General features: G+C 67.2%; 14 protein-coding genes. 5 read left to right on the top strand and 9 right to left on the bottom strand.

What is annotated here, in order from left to right:
• Positions 1–58: 58 nt before the first annotated feature.
• Complete coding sequence (locus tag A9Z05_RS36085) at positions 59–247, bottom strand: hypothetical protein (protein WP_141723398.1); 189 nt, start codon at positions 245–247, stop codon at positions 59–61.
• 51 nt (positions 248–298) lie between these two features.
• On the opposite strand from A9Z05_RS36085, the gene A9Z05_RS10390 reads away from it, so the two are divergent.
• Entirely contained in the window at positions 299–673 is a 375-nt protein-coding gene (locus A9Z05_RS10390) for a hypothetical protein (protein ID WP_069618012.1), read from the top strand.
• A 102-nt stretch (positions 674–775) separates the two neighbouring features.
• On the opposite strand, the gene A9Z05_RS10385 is transcribed toward A9Z05_RS10390, so the two are convergent.
• Both A9Z05_RS10385 and A9Z05_RS10380 read right to left on the bottom strand, forming a co-directional pair.
• Positions 776–1,534, bottom strand: a complete 759-nt coding sequence (locus A9Z05_RS10385) for an SDR family oxidoreductase (protein ID WP_069618011.1) — start codon at positions 1,532–1,534, stop codon at positions 776–778.
• A 135-nt stretch (positions 1,535–1,669) separates the two neighbouring features.
• The gene (locus tag A9Z05_RS10380) at positions 1,670–2,614 is read right to left on the bottom strand and encodes a LysR family transcriptional regulator (RefSeq protein ID WP_069618010.1); all 945 of its coding nucleotides are present in this window, start codon (positions 2,612–2,614) and stop codon (positions 1,670–1,672) included.
• 166 nt (positions 2,615–2,780) lie between these two features.
• Here A9Z05_RS10380 and A9Z05_RS10375 point away from each other — a divergent pair, with 166 nt between their 5' ends.
• Positions 2,781–3,995, top strand: coding sequence for an FAD-dependent monooxygenase (locus A9Z05_RS10375; protein ID WP_069618009.1), 1,215 nt, complete (start codon positions 2,781–2,783; stop codon positions 3,993–3,995).
• Positions 3,996–4,079: 84 nt separating this feature from the next.
• On the opposite strand, the gene A9Z05_RS10370 is transcribed toward A9Z05_RS10375, so the two are convergent.
• Positions 4,080–5,027, bottom strand: coding sequence for an esterase family protein (locus A9Z05_RS10370; RefSeq protein ID WP_069618008.1), 948 nt, complete (start codon positions 5,025–5,027; stop codon positions 4,080–4,082).
• A 61-nt stretch (positions 5,028–5,088) separates the two neighbouring features.
• On the bottom strand, positions 5,089–6,186 hold the full coding sequence (locus tag A9Z05_RS10365; RefSeq protein ID WP_069618007.1) for an OpgC domain-containing protein: 1,098 nt from the start codon (positions 6,184–6,186) through the stop codon (positions 5,089–5,091).
• Between the two features lie 379 nt (positions 6,187–6,565).
• Between A9Z05_RS10365 and A9Z05_RS10360 the strand changes: the two genes are divergently transcribed.
• Positions 6,566–7,720: a porin gene (locus A9Z05_RS10360; protein ID WP_069618006.1), complete on the top strand. Its 1,155-nt coding sequence runs from the start codon at positions 6,566–6,568 to the stop codon at positions 7,718–7,720.
• Positions 7,721–7,763: 43 nt separating this feature from the next.
• Here A9Z05_RS10360 and A9Z05_RS10355 read toward each other — a convergent pair whose 3' ends face one another.
• The gene (locus A9Z05_RS10355; RefSeq protein ID WP_069618005.1) at positions 7,764–8,675 is read right to left on the bottom strand and encodes a LysR family transcriptional regulator; all 912 of its coding nucleotides are present in this window, start codon (positions 8,673–8,675) and stop codon (positions 7,764–7,766) included.
• A 142-nt stretch (positions 8,676–8,817) separates the two neighbouring features.
• Here A9Z05_RS10355 and A9Z05_RS10350 point away from each other — a divergent pair, with 142 nt between their 5' ends.
• Together A9Z05_RS10350 and A9Z05_RS10345 are read left to right on the top strand one after the other, a co-directional pair.
• Positions 8,818–9,819, top strand: a complete 1,002-nt coding sequence (locus A9Z05_RS10350) for an aldo/keto reductase (RefSeq protein WP_069618004.1) — start codon at positions 8,818–8,820, stop codon at positions 9,817–9,819.
• 128 nt (positions 9,820–9,947) lie between these two features.
• A complete protein-coding gene (locus tag A9Z05_RS10345; protein ID WP_069618003.1) occupies positions 9,948–10,688 on the top strand; it encodes a sulfite exporter TauE/SafE family protein in 741 nt (246 codons plus the stop codon).
• A gap of 84 nt (positions 10,689–10,772) precedes the next feature.
• On the opposite strand, the gene A9Z05_RS10340 is transcribed toward A9Z05_RS10345, so the two are convergent.
• The 3 genes from A9Z05_RS10340 to A9Z05_RS10330 all read right to left on the bottom strand — a co-directional run bounded on the left by A9Z05_RS10340 (position 10,773) and on the right by A9Z05_RS10330 (position 14,765).
• Entirely contained in the window at positions 10,773–12,935 is a 2,163-nt protein-coding gene (locus A9Z05_RS10340; protein ID WP_069618002.1) for a hypothetical protein, read from the bottom strand.
• 500 nt (positions 12,936–13,435) lie between these two features.
• Complete coding sequence (locus A9Z05_RS10335) at positions 13,436–13,822, bottom strand: ester cyclase (RefSeq protein ID WP_069618001.1); 387 nt, start codon at positions 13,820–13,822, stop codon at positions 13,436–13,438.
• Positions 13,823–13,868: 46 nt separating this feature from the next.
• Positions 13,869–14,765, bottom strand: coding sequence for a LysR substrate-binding domain-containing protein (locus A9Z05_RS10330; protein ID WP_069618000.1), 897 nt, complete (start codon positions 14,763–14,765; stop codon positions 13,869–13,871).
• Positions 14,766–14,894 lie beyond the last annotated feature (129 nt).

The raw sequence follows: 14,894 nt of genomic DNA, 5'->3' as shown, positions 1-14,894 counted from the left end.
GCGTGTCGTCGGGAAAAACCCGATGCGCAACCGATGAGCGCATTCTGCGGAGCGGCTACTAACAGCCGGTCGCAAAAAAGATGAAACAAGTTTTAATAGCCGGCCGGACAAGCTGCGTGGCGGCGCGGCCGGGCATGCGACAGAAGCCGACCACGTAATCGATGAAGTAATCGATGAAGCGGCGCGCTCTTCTAGCGTTTTCTAAAAAAAGATTCATGCGCGGATCACGAATCTTCAGCCGGTTCACGTGTACCGAGATCGATAATTGGATCGCGTAATTCCGGCAAGGACGACAAAAATGACACAACCGTTGAGCATCAAGATGATCGAGGAGCGCGGCAAGCTCGTGGTGCTGATGTCGATCGAACGGGGCGCGGCCGTGCTCGATCCGGAAGATGTGGATGCAGTCATCCAGTACTTGAGCTTGCTGCGCGCGTCGATGCAGCCTGCCGTGCCGGAACGTGCGCCGCACACGCAGCAATTCGTGACGGAAATGGACCCTTGCTGGTACGCCGAGCGCCATCCGATGCAGGGCGGCGTGGTGCTGTTACTGCGTCATAGCGGGCTTGGCTGGGCAAGCTTCGCACTACCGCCGCGCAGCCTCGAACGGTTGCACGCTTCGCTGACGCAACTGCTCGAGGACGAGCGGCAGGCGATCAGCCTGCCGCACTGAATCTGCGTCGTGAATGGGCTTGCATGCGGCGTCGTTGCGACGGAGTGATCGGGTAGCAGCCAGTGTGTGAACGCCGTCTCCCGGCACTGGCTGCCATGCGCGCTATCCGCGCCCGACGAACGGCATCGCAGTCGCCATGATCGTCATGTTGAGGATGTTGGTATCGAGCGGCAGATTCGCCATCTGGACGACCGCATTCGCGACATGCACCACGTCCATCCGCGCCTCGGGCGCCAGGCTGCCGTCCGCTTGCGGGACGCCTTGCGTCATCCGTTCCGTGAGCGACGTCGCGGCGTTGCCGATGTCGATCTGGCCGCACGCGATGTTGTACCGGCGGCCGTCCAGCGCCAGCGACTTCGTGATCCCGGTCACCGCGTGCTTGGTGGCCGTGTACGCGATCGTGTCGGGGCGCGGCGCGTGCGCCGAGATTGAGCCGTTGTTGATGATTCGGCCGCCCTGCGGCGTTTGCGTTTTCATCAGCCGCCACGCAGCCCGCGCGCACAGGAAGACGCCGGTCAGGTTCGTCGCGACGACGCTGTTCCACACGTCGAGTTCGTATTCGTCGAGGGACACGACCGGGGCGTTGCGCCCGGCATTGTTGAACAGCACATCGAGCCGGCCGAACCGTTGCGCGATCCGCGCGAACGCGTGGTCGACCGACGCTTCGTCGGTGACGTCGACGGGAAACACGTCGGCGTCGCTGCCGGCGGCGCGGATCGCGTCCTGCGTGTCGCGCAGCGACGCCTCCGTACGCCCGAGCAGCGCGACGGTGAAGCCTGCCTGGGCGAGTGCGATGGCCGCGGCGCGACCGATGCCGGAGCCGGCACCGGTGACGGCGGCGAATTTGTTCGAGACGGACATGGCGTGATTTCCTGCGGGTTGAATGACGGGGGGAGGTGGCCGATCGTCGATGCCGTCGCCACTCCGGCAATGTAGTCGAAATGCATGATGCCCGGATTTGGGCGGCATCGTGAAACGCGCTCGCCGCGACGGCGACTATTTCTTCCGACCAGGCGCGATTTTCCGGCTTCGCGCGCCGGTGTCCGCGAACAGCGCCACCACCACATCCCGCAGCCAGCGGTTCCCTTCGTCCTGATTGACCCGCGTGTGCCACAGCATATGGATCGGCGCGCCGGGCAGCGTGACGGGCAGCGCACGCCAGCCGAGCGAGAACGGCGCGGCGAGCTGCAGCGCGAGATGCTCGGGCACCGTCGCGATCAGGTCGGTGCGCTGCAGGATGTAGCCCACGCTCATGAAATGCGGCACCGTCAGCCGCACCTGGCGTTTCACGCGGCGCCGCGTCAGCCATTCGTCCACTTGCCCATGCCCGGTGCCGGCCGACACCACGACCAGATGTTCGGCGTCGCGCCACGCGTCGACCGTCAGCGGCGCCCCCTCGAGCGGGTGCCCGCGCCGGAACAGGCATACGTAGCGCTGATCGAACAGCCGGCGCTGATAGAACCCGCCCTTCAGTTGCGGCAACAGGCCGATCGCGAGATCGACGCGGCCGTCGGCCATTTCGTCGCCGAGGTTGACGCTCGTGTTGCGCACGGTGTTCAGCGCGATGCCCGGCGCCGCATGCGACAGGTGTTCGAGCAGCGCGGGCAGGAACACGACTTCGCCGATATCGGTCATGCCGATCGTCAGCGTACGCGTGGCGCGCAGCGGATCGAAGCCGGTGTCGGGGTTCAGCGCCGCGTGCAGCGTCGCGAGCGCCTGCGACACCGGTTCCGCGAGACGCAGCGCGAACGGCGTCGGCACGACGCCGCCGGGCCCGCGCACGAACAGCGGATCGCCGAGCCGGCGGCGCAGCTTCGCGAGCGCGTTGCTGACGCCCGGCTGGCTCATGTTCATTTGCTCGGCGACGCTCGATACGCGCCGTTCCTGCATCAGCCGCTGGAAAAGCAGCAGCAGGTTGAGGTCGATCTCGCTCAGTTCCATCGGTTGTGCGTGGCCCGGTTCATTGCATTCAGTGATGAAGCAGATTCATTTCATTTTATTGCAGGATAAAAGTCCACTCCTGAAAATACCGATACGGCGCATGCATTCGACATGACCGCCGCGCCCGTCGCACACCTCATATACGCCTATCGGAGACACCTTCATCATGCGGACGAACCTGAAGATTGCGATCGTCGGCGCCGGCATCGGCGGCCTGACCCTCGCGCTCGCCTTGCGCGAGCATGGCATCGACGCGCAACTCTACGAGCAGACCCCTGAATTGCGCGAAGTCGGCGCGGCGGTCGCGCTGTCGGCCAATGCGACGCGCTTCTACGAACGCATGGGCTTGCGCGCGGCCTTCGATGCGGTATGCGCGGACATCCCGGCGCTCGTCTATCGCGACGGGCGCAGCGGCGCGGTGATCGGCCGTCATCGCGGTGCCCCCGACTACCGCCGGCAATTCGGCGGCGCGTACTGGGGCGTGCATCGCGCGGATCTGCAGGCCGTGCTGTCGACGGCGGTCGGCCCCGAGCGCATCCATCTCGGCCATCGTCTGGTCGACCTCGCGCAACACCCCGATCGCGTGACGCTGTCGTTCGACAACGGCACGCAGGTCGACGCCGATCTCGTGATCGGCGCGGACGGCGCGCGTTCGATCACGCGACGCTGGATGCTCGGCTACGACGATGCGCTGTATTCGGGCTGTTCGGGTTTTCGCGGCGTGGTGCCGGCCGCGCGCATGGACCTGCTGCCCGATCCCGACACGATCCAGTTCTGGATCGGGCCGCACGGGCATCTGTTGCACTATCCGATCGGCGACGACGGCGACCAGAATTTCCTGCTGGTCGAGCGGCATCCGTCACCGTGGCCGTCGCGCGACTGGGTCATGCCGGCCGAGGAAGGCGAGCAACTGCGTGCGTTCCGGAATTGGCATCCGGCGGTGGTGCAGATGATCACGGCCGTGCCGATCAGCCAGCGCTGGGGGCTGTTTCATCGTCCGCCGCTCGGCCGATGGAGCCGCGGGCGCGTGACGTTGATCGGTGATGCCGCGCATGCGCTGGTGCCGCATCATGGGCAGGGCGCGAATCAGTCGATCGAGGATGCGGTGGTGTTGGCCGCGCAATTGGCGAAGGCCGGCCCGGGCAATTGGCGCGAAGCGCAGGAAGCCTACGAGCGGCTGCGTCGCGGCCGGACGCGCAAGGTGCAATACGCATCGATCTCGGCAGCCGACGTGCTGCATCTTCCCGACGGGCCGGCCGCGCAGGCACGCAACGCGCGTCTGGCCGACCGCGATCGCGTGCTGCATCACCTGGACTGGATCCACGATTTCGATGCGCTCGATACGGAGCCGAGCGAGCGGCAGGGCGGGACGTGGCTTTGAGCGGCGGGCACGGCGGCCCTCGACGGCGGTCGGCCGATTACCGACCCGCCAGCCCGAAACGGTCGGCGCAACGGCCGCCGGCCGTCACTTCACGCACTCCAGCGCATACTTCAACCCCTGCCCGAGCAACCCGCGCCAGACGTCCCACGTATGCCCGCCGTCGACGATGCGCAGCTCGGCCGGATTCTGCGCGCGGCGCAAGTGCGTATACAGCACGCTCGATTCCGCCTGGATCGTCAGGTCGTCGTCGCCGGCCGCGATGAACATCGGCACGCGCCAGTTGCGCGCGAAATAGCCGCGCAGCAGCGCCGGGTAGTTCAGCTCGTGCCACACGCGCGAATCGAACTGCCGGTCGCCGAACACGCCGACGTAGCGCGCGGCGGAATTGAGCGGCGGCTCGTTCGCATAGATCGCGGGGCTCAGCAGCATCGCGCCGCAGAACAGCCCCGGTTCGAGCAGCGAGAAGCGCAGCGCGCCGAAGCCGCCCATCGACACGCCGCCGATCGCGCGGCCCGCGCGCTGGTTCGACACCGCGAAGTGCGCCTCGACTTCGGGCAGCAGGTCGTTGAGGAACGCGCTCTGCATCTTCTCCTTGCGGTCGACGTACCAGTCGGTGCCGCCCTGCGGCATCACGATCACGACCGGCGGAATGTCGCGGCGCTCGATCAGCGTGTCGGCGGTGGCCTGCAGCCGGCCCTGCGTGACCCAGTCGTTCGCGTTGCCCGCGTTGCCGTGCAGCAGGTACATCACCGGGTAGCGCGCGCCTTCCGGGTTGTAGCCGGGCGGCAGGTAGACCGTGTACGACCAGTCGCGCTTCAGCGACGCCGACCGGAACGTGCGCAGCACGACGCTGCTGCCCGGATTGACGGGCGGCTCCTGCGCGGTCGACGGCGTCGTCGCGGTCTGGACGGCCGGCGGCGCGGGCGATACCCCCGGCGTGGCGGCCGGCGCCGCCGACGGCGGCGTGGCATGGGCGGTGGCGATCGCGCCGGCGATTAGGGCGAGGGCGAACGGGAGGGCGAGTCGGCGCATGACGAATCGTTTCAGGAGTGGCGCCGGCTATCGTAGCAGCGGCGCATGACGGCGCGGCGCGTCACGGCCGCGAACGGAACGGCAGCCGCGCGACGAGCGGCCCGTAGAGTTTGGCCACGAGATACAGCAGCCCGATCGCGACGGCGTCGGCGGTGAGGCCGAGCGGCACGTCGAGATAGCCTTCGGTCGCCTGATAGAGCAGCGAATCGACCGCGAGCGAAATACCGGTGCCCGCGACGAAGCACAGCAGCCCCTGCCGGCCGATCGTGCCGATCCACGGCATCGCGTGCGCGACCTTCTTCATCCAGCCGAGGTGCACGAGCTTGGCCGCGAGCCACGCGATCGCGAGGAAGTTCACGAGCCGCAGCGCACCGAGGTTCTGCTTGATCGACGGATCGGTCGGGAACGGCTCGATGCGCAGCCGGTAGTACGCGCCGGCGGCGACGATCGCGAGCGCCGCGGCCGTCAGCAGCCAGCCCTGCGGCTTCGGCGCGAGGGTCTGGTAGACGGGTTGGCAGCGCGCGATCACGCCGAGCACGAACAGGAACTGCCAGGCGAACGGGTTGAAATCCCACGGCGCCCCTTCGACGGTCGGCAAGAAGCGTGCGACGTGCGGCGCCGCGTACCACAGCGATCCGCTGAACGCGAGCATCAGCCACGGCTGCGTGCGCGCGAGCGGCAGCGCGAGCGGGACGAGCAGCGCGAAGAACGCGTACATCGGCAGCACCGACGCGAGGTACGGCTGGCGGCGGAACAGCAGGATGTCGCGCAGCGCGGCGAGCGGCTTGTGCAGCAGCCCGTCGAGATCGTTGGTCGGCATGTTCGGGCCGTCGATCGCGAACGCGTTCAGCGCGGCGGTGATCAGCAGCATCAGGCCGGCCGTCACGAGGAACGCGCGGTAGATCTCGAACGCGCGCCGGATGAAACGCTGGCGCGCGGCGGCCTCGTCGTGCCGCTCGGCGAGCGAGTTGTACGCAATGGCGGTCGCGAAGCCGCCGAGGAACACGAACACCTCGGCCGCGTCGCACAGCGCGTACGCGTGCAGCGTGACGCGCGACAGGATGCTGCCGCCGATGTGGTCGACGACGATGACGAGCAGCACGAGGCCGCGGAAGAAATCGAGCTCGGCGTAGCGGCCGGCCCGGGCCGGCGCGGTCATCGGAGCGCCTTCCGGCGCGGGCCGCGGGCACGGCCGGCACGCGCCGCGCATGAATCGGGGTGAAGCATGACTTCGTGAAGAAATGGCGAACGGATGCGCATTGTGCCACCGATGCGAAGCCTTCCGGGTTTACGCGGATGGCGGGCCGGCCGGCCGCTGCCGACAAGCCCGGTCGGGCTGTCCGCGCGACGGGGCAGTTGGACGAGCGCAACGCTTTGCGCGCGACCACCCGCACCCGATGGACGGACGATTTGCGTCGTGACACCATTTTGTCCTCACGCGGCCGCACACCGCGTCGTCCGCCCTGCGGGCCACATACAACAGACCAAACATTCGCCGGGCGTTCGGCCAGCCCGGCCCCCGGCTCCGGAGATTCGTCATGAGGAAGCACGTCATTTTTGCCGCCGCGCTCGCTGCCTTCGCCGCGCCGGCCTTTGCCGAGACCAGCGTGACGCTGTACGGCGTGATCGACGAAGGCTTCAATTACACGAACAACGTCAACGTCAATGGGGTCGGAAAGACCAATTACCAGCTCGCGAGCGGCTATGCGCAGGGCAGCCGGTGGGGCCTGAAGGGCAGCGAGGATCTCGGCGGCGGGCTGAAGGCGGTCTTCACGCTGGAAAACGGTTTCGACGTGAACAACGGCCGGCTCGGCCAGGGCGGCCGCATGTTCGGCCGTCAGGCGTTCGTCGGGTTGTCCGAGTCGCGCTTCGGCACGCTGACGTTCGGCCGTCAGTACGATGCCGTCGTCGACTATCTCGCGCCGCTGACCGCGAACGGCAACTGGGGCGGCACGCTGTTCTCGCACCCGTTCGACAACGACAACACGGACAACTCGTTCCGCGTCAACAACACGGTCAAGTACGCGAGCGCCGACTGGAACGGCCTGACGTTCGGCGGCACGTACAGCTTCAGCAACAGCACGGGCTTCTCGAACAACCGCCAGTACAGTATCGGCGCGCAGTATTCGCTGGCCGGGCTGCAGGTCGCGGCCGCGTACCTGCAGGCGAACAACCCGGGCATCGGCAACGCGGGCGCGATCGCGGCCGACGACGCGAACTTCGTCGCCGACCGGCTGCGCATTTTCGGCGGCGGCGTCAACTACACGTTCGGCGCGGCGACGGTCGGCGTCGTCTATACGAAGACCGACGTGAAGAACCCGGTATCGACGGTCTACCTGCCGGCGTCGACGTTCGCCGGCCTCGGGCTGACCGCGACGAAGTTCCAGAACTTCGAGATCAACGGGAAGTACCAGCTCACGCCCGATTTCTACCTGGGCGCGCAGTACGTGTATACGGACGGCAAGTACGATGCCGCGGCCGGCTCGTTCAAGCCGAAGTACCACACGGTCGGCCTGATGGCCGACTACAGCCTGTCGAAGCGCACCGACGTGTACCTGCAGGGCGCGTGGCAGAAGGTGGGCGGCGACAAGACGGGCACGGCGGCCGACGGCGGCTATGTCGTCGGCACGGACGGCCCGTCGGCATCGTCGAATCAGTTCGCGGTGCGCGCCGCGATCCGCCACAAGTTCTGACCGGGCGCCGGCGCCGGGGCGAACGGCCCCGGCACGGCCGTCGTCAGTCCGCCCGGCGCGCGCTGCCGAGCGTTTCCGCGAGCCAGTCGACGAAGATCCGCACGCGCGGCGCGAGATGCCGGCCGGTCGGAAACACCACCGATACGGGCAGCGGCCCCGCGTTCCATTCCGGCAGCACCTCGACCAGCGAGCCGTCGGCGAGCAGCGGCGCGAGCCCGTCGCGCGGCGCCTGGATCAGCCCGAGGCCCGCGAGGCAGCACGCGAGATACGCCTGCGAGCTGTTGACCGACACGACGCTGTGCATCTTCACCGTGTGCATCTCGCCCGAATCCATGTCCGCATATTCCCAGTCCAGTTCGCGGCCCGTGCGGCTCGAGAAATAGCCGACCGCGACGTGGTCCGGCAGGTCGTCCGGCGAGCGCGGCGTGCCGTGGCGCGCGAGATAGGCGGGCGACGCGCAGTTGATCTGGGCCATCTCGCCGACGCGCCGCGCGACGAGCGACGTGTCGGACAGCACGCCGACCCGCACCGCGCAGTCGATGCCGTCGGCCACGAGATCGACGAAGCGGTCGGTCGTGCTGATCACGATGCGCAGGTCGGGGTAGCGCGCGTGGAAATCCGGCAGCGCCGGAATCACCTGGTTCAGCGCGAACCGTTCGGGCAGGTCGACGCGGATCACGCCGCGCGGCGACGCGCCGGCATCCTCGAACAGCGTTTCCGCGTCGTCGAGGTCGGCGAGCAACTGCACGCAGCGCTCGTAGTAGGTCGCGCCCTCGGCGGTCAGCGCGACGCGCCGCGTCGTGCGTTGCAGCAGGCGGATCTTCAGGTGCTTTTCCAGATACTGGACGGCGTTGCTGACCGTCGGGCGCGGCAGCTGGAGCTGCTCGGCCGCTTTCGTGAAGCTGCCGAGATGGGCGACGCGCGCGAAGACGCGCATTGCTTGCAGATGGTCCATGCGGGCGAGAACCTTGGTGGGAACGGGAACAGGCTCCATTGTTAATCAGCGTCGAATGGTTTGGTGGCGCGTTTCGCGTTTATCGCGCGGCGTCGTGCGGCCAGAATCCGTTTCATCCACTCACCCTTTGAAGGAAACGGACATGGACATGCGTCAACTGGGCCGCACGGGCCCGCAGGTTTCGGCGATCGGGCTCGGCTGCATGGGGATGTCGGATTTCTACGGGCCGGCCGACCGGGACGAAAGCATCGCGACGCTGCATGCGGCGCTCGACAACGGCGTCACGCTGCTCGATACGGGCGACTTCTACGGCATGGGCGACAACGAGATGCTGATCCGCGACGCGCTGCGCGGCCGGGCGCGCGACCAGGTGCGCATCAGCGTGAAATTCGGCGCGCTGCGCGATCCGGCCGGCGGGTTCGCCGGCTACGACGCGCGGCCCGCGGCGATCCGGAACTTCGTCGCGTATTCGTTGAAGCGGCTCGGCACCGACTACCTCGACATCTACCGGCCGGCACGCGTCGATCCGGCGGTGCCGATCGAGGAAACGGTCGGCGCGATCGCCGATCTCGTGAAGGCCGGGTACGTGCGTCATATCGGGCTGTCGGAAGCCGGCGCGGACACGATCCGCCGCGCGGCCGCCGTCGCGCCGATCGCCGATCTGCAGATCGAATATTCGTTGCTGTCACGCGGGATCGAGGCCGAAATCCTCCCCGTCTGCCGCGCGCTCGGCATTGGCGTGACGGCCTACGGCGTGCTGTCGCGCGGGCTGCTGGGCGGGCGCTGGAGCGCGGCGCGGCAGGGCGAGCGCGATTTCCGCGCGGCGAGTCCGCGCTTCCAGGGCGACAACCTCGCGCACAACCTCGCGCTCGTCGACGCGCTGCGCGCGATCGCCGACGAGAAGGGGAGCAATCCGGCGCAGGTCGCGATCGCGTGGGCGCTGTCGCGCGGCGCCGACATCGTGCCGCTGGTCGGCGCGCGCAAGCGCACCCAACTGCAGGACGGTTTGCTGGCGACGGAATTGCAACTAACGGTCGAAGATCTCGCACGCATCGAAGCGGCGGTTCCCGCCGGGGCGGCTGCCGGCGACCGCTATCCGGCCGCGCAAATGGTGCACCTCGACAGCGAGCAGGGCCGAGGGTGATCCATGGGGCCGGATCAAGGCCGCGAGCGCCGTCCGGCGGGCCCGAGCCAGCCTCAGGCAAAGCCAGATGGCGGGCGGCATGGCGGGCAGGCACCATCGGCGCCGTACTCAACGGACGGAATGCCGCCATGCAAATTCATACGCTGACGATCATCGTGCTGGTTTTCCTGCTGGCCGGCGCGGTCAAGGGCATGATCGGGCTCGGGTTGCCGACGATCGCGATGGGACTGCTGACGCTCGCGATGCCGCCGTCGGCCGCGGCGAGCCTGCTGCTCGTGCCGTCGTTCATCACCAACGTGTGGCAGTTGTGGCTCGGCCCGTCGTTTGGCGCGCTGCTGCGCCGGCTGTGGCCGCTGCTCGCCGGCCTGACGGTCGGTACGCTGACGGGCGGGCTGCCGGCGCTCGCGGCCGGCAGCACGTGGACGCACACGGCGCTCGGCGTCGTGCTGGTGCTTTACGGGCTGTGGGGGCTGGCGGCGGCGCGGCTGCCCGCGCCGGGCCGCCATGAAACATGGCTGTCGGCCGTGGTCGGCTACCTGACGGGCGTCGTGACGGCCGCGACCGGCGTGTTCGTCGTACCGGCCGTGCCGTACCTGCAGGCGCTGCGGCTGTCGAAGGACGATCTGATCCAGGCGCTCGGACTGTCGTTTACCGCATCGACGATCGTGCTCGCGCTGCAGTTGCGCGTCACGGGCGCACTGCAGGCGGTCGATCTCGGCGTGTCGGCGCTCGCGCTCGTGCCCGCGCTGGCAGGGATGGCCGGCGGGCAATATGCGCGGCGCGTGATGAGCGAGAAGACGTTCAAGCGTTGCTTCTTCGTCGGACTGATTGCGCTCGGTGCGTATATGGCGGGATCGGGATGGTGGTGAACGCGTCTCCCGGGCGCTGAATGATCCCGAAGCCGGTTTCGGCAACCGGCTTCGGGAACGGTCGCGGGAGCGCGGTCGTGCCGCTTACGCCGGATCGGCATACCTCAGCGTCCACCCGACCGTGCGGGTCGCGCCCGCACCGAGCGCGAACGGTTTCGTCGTGCACGCGAAGTTCGAATGCAGTTGCCCGATCGGCGTCGTCGACAGCGGATTCGTCGCGCCGTTCGCCGTGTCGAAGGCGGACAGCGCGCAGTTGTCGAACCCGGATGCCGCATAGCCGGTCGCGGCGCTGTTCGCGTACGTCACCGACACGCCGTCGCCGTTGGCCTGCGTCGATGCGAAATCCGCGAACGACGTGAAGTCCGTCTCGACCGCGAGGTTGCCCGCGAGCGTGCCCGAACTCAGCGTATCGCTGCGCGAGACCGTGCCGTGCGCGAACGTCAGCACCGTGTGCACCTGCAGGTCGAGATCCGTCGTGTACGCGGCATTCTTCGACGCGAGGCGGAACTTCGTCGTATCGAACGACACGATCACCTCGCCGTTGCTTTGCTGCACGTTCAGGTTCTTGTAGTAAGTGACGGGAATGTAGGTCTTCGCGTTGTACGTCACCTGCGGCAGCAGCAGCGCATAGCCGAGGTCGGTCGTGCCGTAGATCAGCTTGTCGGAGAACGGCACCGGGTAATACGGCGTGTACGCGTTGTAGTCGGGTGCCTGGCTGAGGTTCAGGTTGATCACGCGTCGGCCGTCGCGCACGGTGAGCAGCGCGGCGCTGTACGGATGCGCGGCATCGCCCGGCTCGTTGTACCAGGTGAGCGTGTAGCGCGGCAGCGCGTCGAGCCATGCGCGGTAGTCCGCATCGGCCATCGGCGCCTGGCCGCCGAAGCCGAGCTTGTTCCACCATGCGTTCACATACAGGTACTGGTGCAGCAGGCTGAAGTTCTCGCCCATCACGCGCGGCTTGCCGCGATACGTGTCGGTGCCGCGGCCCTTGACCCACATGTTCACGGACGGCGTCGGCAGCGACGGGTCGTACCAGTACGTGTCGAAACGACGCGCGGCCTGGTAGATGAATGCATACGCAACCTGTTTCTCGCGGTCGGTCAGCACGCCTGCATTGGCTGCGGCCGTCAGCACTTCCATGAACGCGGAATCGCCGTACGGGCCGATCGAGCGGCCGTAGTTGAAGCCCTGGCCGTCGGCGTTCAGCTGCGGCAGGATCAGGTCGACCGACTTGCGCAGATAGCCCTTCAGCTCCGGCGTCAGGTTCGCTTCGTTGCCCATCTCGAACGTGCGCTCGACCACCTCGCCGATCAGCAGCGTGCTGTAGCGGTCGAAGCGCGCCTGGTCGTAGTAGGTCGTGTGCGTGTTCGACGCTTCGTCGGAGAACCCGCCCGACGAATCGTGGCGGATGTGGTTCGTCAGCGTGTACAGCAGCGCGTCGCGTGCGCTCATCGTCGCGACCGCCGGATCGGTCTTCGATGCGAAGGACGGGCTGCTCCAGCCAAGCTTCTGGCGCAGCCCGGCAATGCCGTAGGACACCGCATAGTAGTTCTGCGCGGTGTTCAGCGACGCGATGTCGATCGGCGTGCCGGCGGCCGGACACGTCGTGGTCTTGCCGCTCGAATCGGGGCCGAACATGTCGCAGAACGTGAGCCGCTGCTGCAGCGTCGCGAGCATCGTGTCGCTGAAGACTTCGTTGAGCATCCCGTGCGCCTTCAGGTTGTTCAGCGCGACGAGGTAGTAGTACTCGCCCCACGACGTGTTCGCATACGCATAGTTGCCGCCCGACTGCGCCATCATCGCGGTCGTGATCGTCTGGTACGTCGCGAGGTAGCTCGCGTATTGCGGGTCGTTCTTCGACTTCATGTCGATCAGGATGTACGACAGGCCGAGCGCGAGCTTGCCGGGCAGGAATTTGTCGCCGGTGTTCGTGTCGAGCACATGGACGGGCGTGCCGTCGCCGAGATCCATCACGACCTGCGTGAAATCGGGCGATTTGCGGATCAGGTCGAACAGCGCGCGCATCTGGCCCATCATCGTGACCGGGATGTTCGTGCCGGCCGGCACGCTGGTGTCGGGCGCGCCGTAGACGAGCGCCTGCAGCGAGTTCGCTGCGAGCGCGGGCGGGGTGGAGGTCGGGGGCGACGACGGCGTGTCGGTCACGTCGTTGCCGCCGCACGCGCTCACGAGCACGACGGAAAGGGCGCTGAGCGCGGCGCCGAGCGTGAATCTGCTGCGCGGATGCATGGTGTCTCCAATTTTGAATAGTGGTGAAGCACGGGCACGTGTCGCCGATGCCGCGCTCGGTGCCCGTACCCGGCGTCCGCCTCGCCAACCCTGATCCCTGAAGACGGACGCCTGAATCGCGAATCGAGCAGGCAAGCGTTCCCCTGCGCGGGCCATGACGGATCCCTCGCTCGCGCGTTGGAAAACGTTTTCCAAATTTAGGCATCGATCCGCGTGATGTCAATGAACTTTCACATCGGATGCGCCGGTAGAAACCCGAATGGGGGAGGTCGGGGCGTACGGGAGAAGAACCGGAATTACGCGTCAATCGCCGGGATTTTTATCTCGATGATCGCATGGTCAGCGCGGGAGCGAAGCTTTGAGGCAACGGGCGGAAGATGGGGCGGGAAACGGGTTCTCGCTGCATGAAGAGAGAAAACGTTATCCACAAGACTCGAACTGCAGCGAACCGCTCACGGCCACCCGCCGCCGCACGCGACGAGCCGCCGTTTCGACGACGTTCAAAGCTGCTTCTCGATCGCCGCCTTGTCGATCACCGACCACACCTGGCGGATCTTGCCTTCGTGAAACTCGTAGAACACGTTCTCGGCGAACGTGACCTTGCGGCCGTCGACGGCGAGCCCCATGAACGTCCCTTTCGGCGAACACGCGAAGCGAAGGCGGCACGCGACCCGCGGCGGCTCGCACACGAGCAGCCGAATGTCGAAGCGCAGATCGGGAATGTCGCGGAAGTCCTGTTCCAGCATCGCGCGGTAACCGGCGAGGCCGAGCGGCCGGTCGTTGTGGATCACGTCGTCGGACACGTACTCGCCGAGCGCCGTCCAGTCCTGTCGGTTCAGGCAGTCGATATACGCGCGATAGCGGGTGGCGAGATCGATATCGGTCATGGTCAAGTCTCCGTATGTCGATGGGGCGAGCCGGGCGCGGTGCGCGTTACGGGGGCGGTGCGTCGCCCGACAGGAACGCGACGAACTCGCGCGTGTACTTCGGCAGCGCGTCGAACGACCGCGCGCAGAGCGTCAGTTTCCGATGGCTCCACGGATCGGACAACTCGACGAGCCGCACGTCCATCGTTTGCATCGCGCGCTCGGCCGCATGCCGCGACACGATGCCGATGCCCACGCCGCTCGCGATCACGCGGCAGATCGCGTCGAAGCTCTTCAACTGCACGCGATAGCGGATCCGCTTGCCGAGCGCGCGCGCCTGATCGGCGAGATGCACCTGCAGCGCGCTGCCGTCGGTGAGGCCGATGAAGTCTTCGCCGGCGATGTCGTCGAACGCGACCTTGTCGTGCGACGCGAGCGGATGCGCGGCCGGCACGACGACGATCAGCCAGTCTTCGCGGAACGGTTTCTGTTCGAGCCCGCCGAGCCCGACCGAATCGGCGACGATGCCGACCTCGGCCGTCTTGTTGCGGATCGCATGCACGATCTCCTGGCTCGAGCGTTCCTCGACGCTGATCGACAGCTTCGGATGGCGCGGCAGGTAATCGGCCAGTGCATCGGGCAGGTATTCGCTCAGCGACGCGGTGTTGCACAGCAGCCGGATATGGCCGCGCAGCCCCTGGCCGTATTGCTGCAGTTCGCCGCGCATGTGATCGATCTGCTGCAGCACGGTGCGCGCGTGATGTTCGAGCGCGCGGCCCGCGTCGGTTGCCTGCGCGCCCGACTTGGTCCGGTGCAGCAGCGGCACGCCAAGCTCGTCCTCCATCCCGCGAATACGCTCGCTCGCGGCCTGCAGCGTGATGTGCGTGCGTTCGGCGCCGCCCGTGATCGTGCCGGCTTCGCAGATGTTCAGGAAGAGCCGCAGGTCGGTCAGGTCGAAGCGCATGATGGGCGGAGCGATGGGTGGGGGAATGGCCGATAAGTTAGCAGGAACCGCGGCGCCGGTCTCAGGGGTAGCCTGAGACCCGGTTCGCCGCTTCCGCATTTTCGGGGCGCGACCGACGGCCGATCATGG

This window comes from Burkholderia sp. A2, from assembly GCF_001729305.1.
GTDB classification, from domain to species: Bacteria; Pseudomonadota; Gammaproteobacteria; order Burkholderiales; family Burkholderiaceae; genus Burkholderia; species Burkholderia sola.
Note: the sequence above shows the minus strand (reverse complement) of the source record. Positions and strands in the feature narration are given on the sequence as shown.